Source organism: Bradyrhizobium sp. CCBAU 11430 (assembly GCF_028128855.1).
GTDB lineage: Bacteria > Pseudomonadota > Alphaproteobacteria > Rhizobiales > Xanthobacteraceae > Bradyrhizobium > Bradyrhizobium ottawaense.
Genome location: NZ_LBJV01000069.1, coordinates 66,925 through 79,803, shown reverse-complemented (window position 1 = coordinate 79,803; position 12,879 = coordinate 66,925). Strand labels below are relative to the sequence as shown.

Annotated in this window: 10 protein-coding genes, 1 pseudogene and 1 riboswitch; of the genes and pseudogenes, 3 read left to right on the top strand and 8 right to left on the bottom strand. The window is 64.8% G+C overall.

What is annotated here, in order from left to right; genetic code table 11:
• The first annotated feature begins 158 nt into the window (after positions 1-158).
• A complete protein-coding gene (locus XI04_RS28745) occupies positions 159-752 on the top strand; it encodes a c-type cytochrome (RefSeq protein ID WP_038973000.1) in 594 nt (197 codons plus the stop codon).
• Between the two features lie 202 nt (positions 753-954).
• On the opposite strand, the gene panE is transcribed toward XI04_RS28745, so the two are convergent.
• The 4 genes from panE to XI04_RS28725 all read right to left on the bottom strand — a co-directional run bounded on the left by panE (position 955) and on the right by XI04_RS28725 (position 4,744).
• Positions 955-1,878 carry a 2-dehydropantoate 2-reductase gene (gene panE / locus XI04_RS28740; RefSeq protein ID WP_038973012.1) on the bottom strand — a complete coding sequence of 308 codons (924 nt, stop codon included), beginning with the start codon at positions 1,876-1,878 and terminating at the stop codon, positions 955-957.
• Positions 1,879-2,000: 122 nt separating this feature from the next.
• Positions 2,001-2,609, bottom strand: a complete 609-nt coding sequence (locus tag XI04_RS28735; RefSeq protein WP_028139343.1) for a 2-hydroxychromene-2-carboxylate isomerase — start codon at positions 2,607-2,609, stop codon at positions 2,001-2,003.
• Between the two features lie 102 nt (positions 2,610-2,711).
• Positions 2,712-4,061, bottom strand: a complete 1,350-nt coding sequence (locus tag XI04_RS28730) for an MATE family efflux transporter (RefSeq protein WP_173015740.1) — start codon at positions 4,059-4,061, stop codon at positions 2,712-2,714.
• An 86-nt stretch (positions 4,062-4,147) separates the two neighbouring features.
• Positions 4,148-4,744 (bottom strand): DUF2239 family protein, encoded by a 597-nt coding sequence (locus XI04_RS28725; protein WP_271610598.1) that lies wholly within the window; start codon positions 4,742-4,744, stop codon positions 4,148-4,150.
• A 164-nt stretch (positions 4,745-4,908) separates the two neighbouring features.
• On the opposite strand from XI04_RS28725, the gene XI04_RS28720 reads away from it, so the two are divergent.
• Positions 4,909-5,574 (top strand): glutathione S-transferase family protein, encoded by a 666-nt coding sequence (locus XI04_RS28720; RefSeq protein WP_028139340.1) that lies wholly within the window; start codon positions 4,909-4,911, stop codon positions 5,572-5,574.
• A gap of 99 nt (positions 5,575-5,673) precedes the next feature.
• Here XI04_RS28720 and XI04_RS28715 read toward each other — a convergent pair.
• Together XI04_RS28715 and ggt are read right to left on the bottom strand one after the other, a co-directional pair.
• Positions 5,674-5,910 (bottom strand): annotated as a pseudogene (locus XI04_RS28715) (MFS transporter); the annotation flags it as partial.
• A complete protein-coding gene (ggt, locus tag XI04_RS28710) occupies positions 5,910-7,661 on the bottom strand; it encodes a gamma-glutamyltransferase (RefSeq protein WP_271610599.1) in 1,752 nt (583 codons plus the stop codon). The gene ggt and the pseudogene XI04_RS28715, both read right to left, overlap by 1 nt.
• Before the next feature lie 100 nt (positions 7,662-7,761).
• On the opposite strand from ggt, the gene XI04_RS28705 reads away from it, so the two are divergent.
• Positions 7,762-9,147: an MFS transporter gene (locus XI04_RS28705; RefSeq protein ID WP_028139338.1), complete on the top strand. Its 1,386-nt coding sequence runs from the start codon at positions 7,762-7,764 to the stop codon at positions 9,145-9,147.
• Between the two features lie 187 nt (positions 9,148-9,334).
• On the opposite strand, the gene purH is transcribed toward XI04_RS28705, so the two are convergent.
• Both purH and XI04_RS28695 read right to left on the bottom strand, forming a co-directional pair.
• Positions 9,335-10,927, bottom strand: a complete 1,593-nt coding sequence (purH, locus tag XI04_RS28700; protein WP_271610600.1) for a bifunctional phosphoribosylaminoimidazolecarboxamide formyltransferase/IMP cyclohydrolase — start codon at positions 10,925-10,927, stop codon at positions 9,335-9,337.
• A 25-nt stretch (positions 10,928-10,952) separates the two neighbouring features.
• A riboswitch (ZMP/ZTP riboswitch) is annotated at positions 10,953-11,034 on the bottom strand.
• 58 nt (positions 11,035-11,092) lie between these two features.
• Positions 11,093-12,811 (bottom strand): heparinase II/III family protein, encoded by a 1,719-nt coding sequence (locus XI04_RS28695; RefSeq protein WP_028139336.1) that lies wholly within the window; start codon positions 12,809-12,811, stop codon positions 11,093-11,095.
• Between the last annotated feature and the right edge of the window lie 68 nt (positions 12,812-12,879).

Sequence of the window (12,879 nt, the reverse complement as noted above, 5' to 3'; positions counted from 1 at the left end):
GCTGAAAACGTGGATGTTGTCGTTCCGGATTGCGCGCCAGCGCAAGTCCGGAACCCATAACCATAAATCGGGGTTATGGATTCTCGGATGCGCAATTGCGCATCTTAGCTCGTGCTTCGCACGCCCTGGAATGAGCTAATTAGATCGGAATTCCAACGATGCGCCGCCAGTTTTCTTCCTACGCCATCGGCGCGCTCTCGCTTGCGGCGCTCGCATCCGTCCCGGCTCAGGCTGCGGACAATGCTGCGATCAAGGAGAAGGCTGCCGTCTGCTCCGGCTGTCACGGCGAGAACGGCGTTTCGCAGACGGAGAATATCCCCTCGCTGGCCGGCCAGCCTGATCAGTTCATCCAGTGGCAGCTCGTGTTCTTCCGCGCGGGCTCGCGCAAGAACGACCAGATGCAGCCGATCGTCGAGGAGATCACCAATGAGGACATCCGCAATCTCGGCGCTTATTTCTCGCAACTGACGCCGCCGAAGGGACCGGAGGACAGCGACCCAGACCTGTCGAAGAAAGGCGCGCAAGTTGCCGCAGGCCGCCGCTGCGCCTCATGCCATACGGACAGCTTCGCCGGCACCAAGGGAGTGGCGCGACTGGCTGGCCAGCGCGAGGAATATCTGGTCAAGGCGTTGCGCGACTACAAAGCGGGCCAGCGCGTCGGCGGCGGCGTCGCCGCGATGGCCGATGTCGCCTATCACATGAGCGACGAGGAAATCACGGCGGTCTCGCACTATCTCACGCATTTGAAATAGTGCGGGGCTAGTTGCGGCAATCTCCGCTGTCGTCCCGGACAAGCGCGCCTCAAGCGCGCGCAGATCCGGGACCCATAACCACAGGAAGATGTGGTTACGAGGGCTCGGAGTGACGACGTCGCGCACAATGTAGTCTTGTGGCTATGGGTTCCGGATCTGCGCTTACGCTTGTCCGGGACGACACCGAGTGTGTGGCTGGGTGTTACCCCGCCCGCTGCCTCTCATACGCCTTCAAATGCGTGTAGGCGATGCGCAGCTTGGGCACCGGCACCTTGGCGGCATCGGCGCGTGCGATGAGATCGCCGATGACGTGATCGGCTTCGACCGGCAGGCCCGCCTTGATGTCGCGGAACATCGAGGCCGTCATCGGCGAGCCTTCGGCGGTGAGGTTGCCCTTCACTCGCTCGAAGAACGGCCCGCCCGGCGTATAGCCCGACGCGGTGGCGATCGCGCTGGTCTCATCGAGCATGCCGAGCAGGAAGTCGCGGCCGCCGGGCGCGGCGAGGATGTTGCCGACGGAGGTGCGCATCAGGCTGGTGGAGGCCGCAAGCGAGGACAGGAACACCCACTTCTCCCACATGTCCTGCATGATGTTCTGGCTGGCGGCGGCACCGGTGATACCGCTCTTGAAGGCCTCGTCGATCGCCTTGACGCGATCTGACAGCTTTCCGTCGCGCTCGCCGTAGTTCAGCGACTGCATCGGTTGGAGCTGCACCACCTCGCGTTTCTCGTTCAGGGTCGCCGCGATGGCGCAGAGGCCGCCGAGCACGCGCTCCTTGCCGAATTTTGCATCGAGGATATCGAGATGCTTCATGCCGTTCAGCATCGGGATGATTGCCGTATCAGGTCCGACCGCCGGCGCAAACGATTTGATGGCGTCGTCGAGATCGAACGCCTTGCAGCTCAAGAGCACGACGTCGAACTTGTCCTTGAGCACGTCGGCTTGCACGGTCGGCGGATTCTTCAAGGTCACATCGCCATTCGGGCTCTTGATGACGAGGCCGGCGCTTGCGAGCTCGCCGGCGCGGCGCGGCCGGACCAGGAAGGTGACGTCGCGGCCGGCTTGCAACAGCCTGCCACCAAAATAGCCGCCGATGGCGCCGGCGCCGACCACGAGGATACGCATGGGATGCTCCATTGTTGCTCTTGATTATTACTCTTGGCGGCTACTTATAATCGCCATTTCGAGCGAAGCGAAGCAATCCAGAATGTTGCCGCGATCACATTCTGTCGCCGGAGAATGAGCGGCTAAGTCCCGAGCACCATCTCCTCGACCTCGCGCAGCTGCTCCTTGCCGAAGAACATCTCGTTGCCGACGAAGAAGGTCGGCGAGCCGAACGCGCCGCGGGCAACGGCGTCCTCGGTGTTCTTGATCAGCCTGCCCTTCACCTCGGGTTCCTGGCTGCGGGCGAACAGCTTCTGGGCGTCGAGTCCGGATGAGGCCAGCGCCTTCACCGCGATCTCGGGATCGTCCATCTTCTTCGGCTCACGCCACATGTGGTGAAAGGCCGCCTCGACGTATTTTTCGAATACACCCTCGAGCTGTGCGGCAATCGCCGTGCGCATCAGGTTCAGCGTGTTGATGGGGAAATGCGGATTCCAGACATAGGGCTGGACATGGAAGCGCTTGATGAAGCGCTCGGTCTCGACCTGATGGAATTCACGCTTGTTCTTGATGCCCGCGAGCGTCTCGGCCGGCGACTTGTTGTTGGTCGACTTGAAGATGCCACCGAGCAGGATCGGCATATATTCGAACTTGACGCCGATGCGCTGCTCGATCGCGGGGATCGCGAGGTGGCTGAGATAGGCATTCGGGCTGCCGAAATCGAACAGGAATTGCGGGGTTGTGCGGGTCAAAATCGTCTCCGTGACCTAACTTTTTTGATCTGGCTTACCCACATTGTGACGCAGCGTGCCCTGCGGGTCCACCGTTTAATGATGAGCATAATACTCTGGAAATCAGACCAGCCGTCGGATCGCCCGCTTGCGCCAGACCATGAGGTAATAGCCCATCTGCAAGACGAACATGGCGCAGAACACGATGGGATAGGCGGCCCACACGCCCGCAAGGCCCATCGTGTGGCTCAGGATCACCGCGGCAGGCAGCTCGATCGCGAGGATCGCGAAGATCGAGAGCAGCATTGGCATCAACGCGACGCCGGCCGCCCGCATGGCACCTGAGAACACTGTGGCGAGGCCAAACGGCACCGAGCTCCACAGGGCGATATCGAGCAGGCCTTTTGCCAGATCGAGCACGGCGGCATCGGTGATGAAGATGCCGAGGATTGCGCGCGGCGCGAGATAGATCAGCGCCACGAGCCCACCGGTCAAAACGAGGTTGAAAGCGAGCCCGGTCCGCACGATGCCGTCGAGCCGGGCCCTGTCGCCGCTGCCGACGGCCTGCGCGCCCAGGATCGAGACCGCGATCGAAATCGACATCGCCGTGAACTGCGTGTAGCCCATCACCTGGTTGACGGCGCCATAGGCCGCAGTGGCCTCCGATCCAAAGCGGTTGACGAGGCCGAGCAGAACCAGCTCTGCGATCGCCATCACCACCATGCCGATAGCGCTCGGCAATCCGATGCCGAGGATTTTTCCTAGCATGGCGCCGTTGAGCCGCAGGTGACCCAGCAGCGCCGCGTCCGGCGCGAGCGCGTGCTTCTTTCGTAGCAGATAGAGTGCCAGCGCGATCAACGTGAGTGCGTTCGAGATCGCGGCCGCCCACGCCGGGCTGGTGATGCCGGCCGCCGGCAGTCCGAATGACCCACGGATCAACATCGGCGTCAGGATCAGCCCGATCGCGGTCGACAACGCCAGCGCCAGCAGCGGCGTCAGCGCATCGCCGACGCCGCGGATCATCGCCGTCATCAACAGGAAGATGAAGCCGAGCGGCATCGTCAGCAGCATGATGCGCGCATAGGCGCTGGCCTGGTCGAGAATGTCCGCGGGCGTGGCGAGAGCCATCATCAGCTGACGGCTGAAGAGCCCGCCGATCAGCGCCACTGAGATTGAAAGCAGAAGGCCGATCGCGAGCGTCGTGCCTACGACGCTCTTGATCCGGCCGTGCTCGCCCGCGCCAAAGGCCTGGCCGATCAGCACGGTCGCGCCGGTGCTCAGCCCCATCACGAAGGCGAACAGGAAGAACATCACCGGGAAGAAGACTGAGACCGCGGCGAGCGCATCGACGCCGATCATCTGGCCGAGATAGACGTTGCTGACGGTGCCGAACAGCGATTGCAGCGCGTTGCTCAGCATCAAGGGTGCGAGGAAGCGGAGGAATGTTGTCCAGAGCGGCTTGGGGACAGACATGGATTGGCCTTTCATCAGGGCGTGCGAAGCCGTTGCCGCGCAATGCGCGGCTCGGCCGTCGATGGGAAGGTGAGAGCGCGCGCGCCTTAAGCGCGGTCGCTGTAGGCGAGCTTGACGATGTGGTCGCGGATATCGGTCGGCCAGTCCGCGATCAGTCCGGTGAAGCGTCGCCGGTCGTCGGCAAACAGCGCGCGCGAGGCTTCCTCGAACTGCGGCAGGTTGCCCGCCATGGTCGACATGAAGTGGTAGGCCGCGTCGCGCGCCTGCCGCTCGCGGTCCTTGTCGCCGCTCGCGCGCCTGGCCTCATCGACGAGCTTGCGCAGCGCGACCGAGGCGCCGCCCGCTTGCGCGTTGAGCCACTCCCAGTGTCGCGGCAACAGCGTCACCTCGCGCGCGACCACGCCGAGCTTCGGCCGCCCGCGCCCGCGCGGCTCGCTCGGTGGAGTGCTCTCCTCGACCGGCGGCGGCACAAGCTTCGCCAACCGCGCCAGGACCTCGCGATCCCCGCCGCGCAGATCGAAGTCGATCGATCGGCCGGTGCCGTCCTCGAAGATGAGGATGGGCTCGTCCGGCCGTTGCGCTACCCGCTTGATGACCAGCGCGATCTCGCCTGCCGGCCCGGACACCAGGCGACGCTGCCCCTGGAAGGCGGTGAAAATCTTCTGCATTGGAATCATTGTCATTTTGACGACGTTGGGTCATTTAATACCCGGGTAAATTGTCGGCGTCAATATACCCGGGTGAAAATATCCGTCCTGATGGCTCGACATTGTGATCCCAGGCTGGCACGAACGGCGCCGCGACTGCGCACGCCTAGCCACTACGCCTTGCCCCGGGGACCTCGCCGATGCTGACCGTTCACCACCTCAACAATTCCCGTTCGCAGCGCGTGCTGTGGCTGCTCGAAGAGTTGGGCGTGCCCTACGAGATCGTGCGCTATCAGCGCCAGCCGGACATGCGCGCGCCGAAGGAGCTGCGCGCCATTCATCCGCTTGGCAAGTCGCCCGTCATCACCGACAACGGCAACACTATCGCCGAGTCGGGCGCGATCATCGAATATCTCATCGCTACCTACGGCAACGGCCGGCTGATCCCGCCGCCGAACACGCCGGAAAGGCTGCGCTTCACCTATTGGCTGCATTACGCCGAAGGGTCCGCGATGCAGCCGCTGCTGTTGAAGCTGCTGTTCACGCTGATGCCGAAGCGCGCACCCGCGCTGCTGCGTCCGCTGGTGCGCAAGGTCTCGAACCAGGCGCTGACCACCCTGGTCAATCCGCAGCTCAAGCAGCACATGGATTACTGGGAAGGCGAGCTTGCAAAGAGCGAGTGGTTCGCCGGCAACGAGTTCACCGCAGCCGACATCCAGATGAGCTTTCCGCTGGAAGCGGCGCAAGCGCGCGGCGGGCTCGAGCAGGGCCATCCCAAGGCGATGGCGTTCCTCGAGCGCATCCACGCGCGGCCTGCCTATGCGCGCGCATTGGAAAAGGGCGGGCCGTATCAGGTGGGACGGTAGTTCTTTTTTATCGTCATCCCGGGGGCGCCCGAAGCGCGAACCCGGAATGACGAGATCCCGGGTTCGGCTCTGCGAGCCGCCCCGGGATGACAGTGACTGCTAGTGCGCGTGCAACACGCGTCCGCGCGTCTCCGGCAGCGCGAAGGCGGCGATGAAGAACAGCGCGTAAGCGACCACCGCGAAGATCGCGGTCGCATTCGCAAGCGAGGTCGACGCCGACAGCGCGCCGACGAGGAACGGAAACAGCGCGCCGATCCCGCGGCCGAAATTGTAGCAAAAGCCTTGGCCGGAGCCGCGCAGCCGCGTTGGATAGAGCTCGGTCAGGAACGCGCCGATTACTGCCCCGCAGCTTCTGCGCCGCGCGTGCGCGGATCGGGTGCGCCGAGCGGCCCGTTGGGTGTCACGACAATCGAATTGGCCGACGTCTGCCCCATCGGCTCGACGATGACATGGCCCATCGCCTTCAGCTTACCCAGAACATCGCTCGGAAAGCCGCCCTCGACACGGACTTCGTCCGGCAACCATTGGTGATGCAGCCGAGGCGCTGCGACGGCGGCCGCAACATCCATCTTGTAATCGAGGACGTTGACGATGACCTGCAGCACGCTCGATATGATGCGGCTGCCGCCGGGCGAGCCCGTCACCAGCACCGGCTTGCTGTCCTTCAGCACGATGGTCGGCGACATCGAGGACAGCGGCCGCTTGCCGGGGCCCGGCAGATTGGCCTCGAAGCCGACGAGACCGTAGGCATTGGAGGCGCCGATTGCGGCGGTGAAATCGTCGAGCTCGTTGTTGAGCAGCACGCCGGTGCCGTCGGCAACGAGGCCGACGCCGTAGCTGAAGTTCAGTGTATAGGTGTTGCTGACGGCGTTGCCGCTGGAATCGACGACGGAAAAATGCGTGGTGTTGCTGCCCTCGCGCGGCGAGGGAGCCGCGGAAACGAGCTCCTTCGACGGCGTGGCGCGTTCGGCGGAGATGCCGGCGCGCAGCTTGGCGGCGTAGTCCTTCGCGACGAGCGTCTCGATCGGCGCGTTGACGAAGGCGGGATCGCCGAGATAGCGCGCGCGATCTGCGTAGGCGCGCTTCATCGCCTCGATCAGAAGATGCAGCGATGCCGGCGATCCCTGCTTCAGATCGGCGAGCTGAAAGCCCTCGAGGATGTTGAGCGTCTCCACCAGCACGACACCGCCCGACGAAGGCAGCGGCATCGACACGATGTCATAGCCGCGATAGGTGCCGCGCACCGGCGCGCGGATCACGGCTTGATAGGCCTTCAAATCGGCGGGCGTCATGATGCCGCCGGCGTCCGTCACGGCTTTGGCGAGCTTTTCCGCGACCGGTCCTTCATAGAAGCCGCGTGGCCCCTGTGCGGCGACGGACGAGAGCGTTTCAGCGAGATCGCCCTGCACCAACCTGTCGCCTTCGCCCAGCGGCGTGCCATCGGGCCGCGAGAAGATTTTCGCCGAGGAGGGCCAGCGTGCCAGCCGCCGGTGCCAGGTAGGCAGCGTGTCGGCCATATCGTCGCCGACGGCGAAGCCGTCGCGGGCCAGCGCGATCGCGGGCGCAAGCAATTGCGCCAGGGTGAATTGCCCCGAGCCGTATTTCTGCAATGCCAAAGCGAGGCCCGCGACCGTGCCGGGCACGCCGACACCGAGCGCGGAATCCCGTGACTTCGCCGTATCGGGCTTGCCGTCGGCGCCGAGGAAGATTTGCGGCGTGGTGGCCGCCGGCGCCGTCTCGCGGTAATCGATCGTGATGTCTTCGTTGCGGTCCGCGGAATGGATCACCATGAAGCCGCCGCCGCCGATATTGCCGGCACGCGGATAGGTCACGGCCATCGCAAAGCCGGTCGCGACCGCGGCATCGACCGCATTGCCGCCGCTCCGCAGGATATCGGCACCGATCTGCGCAGATATCCTCTCCTGCGCGACGACCATGCCGTGCTCGGCGGCGACGGCGCGCACCGTGTCAGGCGCGGCTGGGACATAGGCCCGTCGCGCATCCTGGGCGGCCGCCGGTGACAGTCCAAACGCCAGGGCCGCTATGAAGGCGAAAAATGTCCGCCTTGTCGAATTTGACGACATCATCAAGCTTCCGCCGTGGCTTCGAACCAGTTCACATGCCTCGCTGCAATGCTATACGGTTTGCCCCAAGAGAGGCAAAACTGTTCGTGATGAGGACTGCGTGATGACGACGATCGCCCCGGATGTACGCATGGCCGGCGTGGCGCGGACCTATCCGCCGCGCGCCGCCGTCGTCAGCTGGATTTTCTTCGACTGGGCCGCGCAGCCTTATTTCACGCTGATCACGACCTTCGTGTTCGCGCCCTATTTCGCCACCAGCATTGCGCCGAACCCCGCCACCGGCCAATCGATGTGGGGATTTGCGATGGCGGCCGCGGGCCTTGCGATCGCGTTGATGTCGCCGGTGCTGGGCGCCATCGCGGACGCCTCGGGCCGCCGTAAGCCGTGGATCGCCGGGTTCGGTGCGCTGCTGGTGGTTGCATCCTGCACGCTATGGATCGGCAAGCCCGGCGATCCCTCCATCATTCCGCCACTGCTCATCGCAGTCGCGCTCGCCAGCGTCGGCGCGGAATTCGCTACCCTCTTCAACAATGCGATGATGCCGACGCTGGTGCCGCCGGAGCGCATCGGACGGCTCTCCGGCACCGGCTGGGCCACCGGCTATGTCGGTGGAATCGTCAGCCTGATCATCGTGCTCGGTTTCCTCGCGGCCAACCCGCAGACCGGCCGCACATTACTCGGCTTCACGCCGCTGTTCGGGCTCGATCCGGTCAGCCATCAGGGCGATCGCATCGTGGGGCCGCTGACCGGGCTGTGGTTCATCGTCTTCGTGACACCGCTGTTCCTGTTCACGCCGGATTATCCGGCGAAGCGCCCGGTGCGCGAGGCTTTGCGTGAGGGGCTGTTGGAGCTGAGGCAATCGATCAGAAGCCTGCCGCAGCAGAGATCGCTGGCGGCATTTCTGCTCGCCAATATGATCTATACGGATGGTCTGGTGTCGCTGTTCGCCTTTGGCGGCATCTATGCCGCGGGCACCTTCGGCTGGCACACCATCCAGATCGGCACCTTCGGCATCATGCTCGCGATTGCCGGCGCATTTGGCGCATGGTTCGGCGGCAAGCTGGATGATCGTCTCGGGCCGAAGCGCGTCATCGCCGGCAGCTTGCTCGTGCTGCTGTTGTCCGTGGCGGCAATTCTCCTGGTCGACAAGGACAGCGTGTTGTTCATCAAGGTCGCGCCGCCGCAAGCAGACGCTCCCTTGTTCTCGAGCGCGGCCGAGCGCGCCTATCTCGTGCTGGGCTGCCTCATTGGCGCGGCCGGCGGTCCACTCCAGGCGGCCTCACGCACGCTGCTGATCCACCTCGCACCGAAGGACCGCATCGCGCAGTATTTCGGCCTGTTCGCGCTGACCGGGAAGGTGACGTCCTTCATCGGACCGCTGCTGATCGGCACGATCACCGCGGTGACCGCAAGCCAGAAGGCCGGCATGGCGGTGCTGGTGGTGTTCTTCGTCGCGGGGCTGGGGCTGTTGATGCGGGTGCGGGATTAGTCGCATCACGCGATTCATCCTTCGTCATTGCGAGGAGCGAAGCGACGAGGCAATCCAGACTATCTCCGCGGAAACAGACTGGATTGCTTCCGCCTTCGCCAAGGCTTCGGCGGACAAGTCGCTGCGCTCGCAATGACGAAGTCGGTGGGTTCGTCGTTCGCTCTTGCAGCTCGCCTTGCCGATCGACTCAGTGCCGGAAATGCCGCGTGCCCGTGAACACCATGGCGATGCCGTGCTCGTCGGCGGCCTTGATCACCTCGTCGTCGCGCATCGAGCCGCCGGGCTGCACCACCGCGGTGGCGCCGGCCTCGATGCAGGCGAGCATGCCGTCGGCGAAGGGGAAGAACGCATCCGACGCCACCACCGAGCCCTTGGTGAGCGGCTCGGCGAGCTTCAGCTCGTTCGCCGCATCCTGGGCCTTGCGCGCGGCGATGCGGGCCGAATCGACCCGGCTCATCTGACCCGCGCCGATGCCGACGGTGGCGAGATCCTTGGCGTAGATGATCGTGTTCGACTTGACGTGTTTTGCGACCCGGAACGCAAACTTGAGGTCGCGCATTTCAGCGTCGGTCGGCGCGCGCTTGGTCACGATCTTGAAGGTCATGTCGTCGACCACGGCGTTGTCGCGGCTCTGCACCAGCAGGCCGCCGGCGACCGTCTTGGCGGTGAGGCCAGGCGCGCGCGGATCGGGCAGGCTGCCGGCGAGCAGCAGCCGCAGGTTCTTCTTGCCGCCGATGATGGCGATCGCTTCCTCGGTGGCGTCGGGCGCGATGATCACCTCGGTGAAGATTTTTGTGATCTCGCGGGCCGTATCCGCGTCCAGCGGACGATTCATCGCGATGATGCCGCCGAAGGCCGAGGTGGAATCGCAGGCCAGCGCCTTGCGATAGGCGTCGACGAGGTTTGATCCCTCCGCGACGCCGCAGGGGTTGGCGTGCTTGACGATGACGCAAGCCGCGGTGCGCTTGGCGTCAAACTCGCCGATGCATTCATAGGCCGCATCAGTGTCGTTGATGTTGTTGTAGGAGAGCTCCTTGCCCTGGAGCTGCCGGGCCGTGGAGACGCCCGGGCGCTTGTCGGGCGTCACGTAGAACGCCGCGGTCTGGTGCGGGTTCTCGCCGTAGCGCAGCGACTGGATCAACTTGCCGCCGAAGGCGCGGAAGTCGGGCGCGTCGATCTCGAGCTGGCGATTGAACCAGTTCGCGATCGCGGCATCGTAAGCGCCGGTGCGCGCATAGGCCTTCGCGGCAAGCCGCCGGCGCAGTTTCAGCGTGGTCGCGCCCTTGTTGGCGGCGAGCTCGTCGAGCACGGCCTTGTAGTCATCTGCCTCGACGACAACGGCGACGTCGTCATGGTTCTTCGCGGCGGCGCGGATCATCGCGGGGCCGCCGATGTCGATGTTCTCGATGCAATCCTCGAAGCCGGCGCCTTTGTCGACGGTCGCCTCGAACGGATAGAGATTGACGACCAAAAGATCGATCGGTGCGATGCCGTGCGCCTTCATCGCGTCCACATGTTCCTTGTTGTCGCGGATCGCGAGCAGGCCGCCATGTACCTTCGGATGCAGCGTCTTGACGCGGCCGTCCATCATCTCGGGGAAGCCGGTGAGGTCGGAAACATCCTTCACCTTGAGGCCGGCCGCGGCGATTGCTTTCGCAGTGCCGCCGGTCGAGACCAGCTCGACATCATGCGCGGCGAGCGCCTTTGCGAATTCGATCAGGCCGGTTTTGTCGGAAACGGAAAGCAGGGCGCGGGTGACGCGGCGGGGATGGTCAGTCATGAGCAAGATCCTCTGTCTTAAGGAGTGTCTATGCCCAGGCGCGCGGCAGATATGTGTCGCGCTTCCCGATGGTGCTCCATCCAAGGTCGCCAGTCGCGCGAGCGAGGGCTCGATAGCAGTTTTCGGCGTGCTTCACAACGATCAGATAGGGCTGAATCCGCGCGTTTACAGCGGAAGTTCCGGTTCGCGCCGAGCGTTGCGGCGGGCATTGGTGACGGTCGGCGATGCCGTCGAGCGGACAAAGCTCCAGCGGATCGAGGGCGCCTGCCGCGCGTCCTGCCGGATCACGATCTGGGCGGTGCGGCGCGGCCCGTCATTGCCGGCCAGGAACACGCTGTCCTCGAGGTCGACCTTGTCGTCGAGCGCCTCGAAGGTCCAGACGTCGCGGTTCGGCAGCACCAGCATGACGCCGCGCGCATCAGACAGCCGGCTCGCCTTCACTGCCGGATGCAGATGGAAGCGCAGCGCAAAGTCAGCGTCGGCACCCTTGAAGCGTCCGCCCTGCGGCGGCGACAGCGTGTCCTCGCCGTCGATGCGCGCGCCGTCATTGGCGATCATCAGCACGCGGCGGTGGATCGCGCCGAATTTAGAAAGATAGCCGTCATGCGAGGTCGTGAGCAGCGTGCCGTTCTGCACGATCTCGCGATAGCTCTCGACCTCGACGGGGCCGCTGGTAACCGGCGAGCCGTGCAAGAGCCGCTTCATCGCCGACATCTCGACGAACTGGCACGACGAAGTATCGTGATAGGTCAGCGTCGAATGCGCCGCGGTGCCGCGGGCGAATGGCCGCCAATTGTCGCGGCCCGTGGTCGGCATGCCGCAATTGGTGACGATGCGGCTGATGCCGGAAGACAGTTCGAACGACAGGCAGCCGGCATGGGCATCGTGGCTGACGCCGGCTGGCGGCGGCGGGCCGGTGTCGATGATCACAGTGGTCTGGCCGGCATCGAGGCGCTGAAAGCCGGTATGCGGCATGTTCGCCATCGGCGCGCCGTGGGTGTCGTCATAAGCGAGCAGCGTGGCGAGCAGGTCGGACGATGTCGCGCTCATGCCGTTGAACAGCGCGAAGTTACCGTCGCCGTGGCGGAAGAAGCGCAGCATCGGCATCATGCGGTCGATCGCGTTGAGCAGCGCCGGCGGTGGCGCGATGTTGCGCGCAGCAAACGTCTGCCGCAGCGGCAGCAGGTCGATCAGGAGTTCGATCAGCGCGCCCGGATTGCGCGAGATGTGTCCGCCGTCGGGCAGGATCTGCCGCTGCAATTCGTCCGACAGCTTCTTCGATGCGCTGCGGATTTGGCCCGCCTGGTTGGCGAGGCACAAGGCCGCATAGCACAGCGCGATCAGCACCTGGAGCTTCGGCACCCCGTCGGGAATGTTGACCATGGTGTAGCGCAGGAAGCGGATCTCGCGCGCGAGGGCGCGCAGGTAACGGCGGTAGAACTTGTTGTCGGTCTCGCCCAGCACCAGCGGCGCCTGCGACAGCAGCGAGATCACGCGCCGGGCCAGCACGTCGGCGCGGCGCGCGACCGGGCGGCGCTTGTTGGCGGGGTTGGCGATCCAGTCCTCGATCAGCGCGCGCGCATTCGCCCGTGTCAGCGCGGTGTCGGCGGCGCGCAAATGGCGCAGCCAGCCGAAGCCGAGCAGCGCGACTTCCCAATCCTCCGACGGCGGCTCGAGATCGAAGATCGAACGGCCGTGGCAATTGACGATCTTGCCGGCGAAGACGAAGCGGCCGGCATAGATTTCGGCGGCGCGAGTCGCATCCGCGGTGCGCAGATCGTGCGGCGCGATGATCAGCCGATCGGTGCGGCCGGGCCAGACCCGCGACAGCGCAACGGAACCGCCGCTCGCGCGCGCGAGCATGTTCCGCGCGAAGCGGTTCATGACCAGCGTCGAGATACGTCTGCGTTGAGCGACCGACACGCTTTGCCTTGAAGGGGGAGAGGATTCCG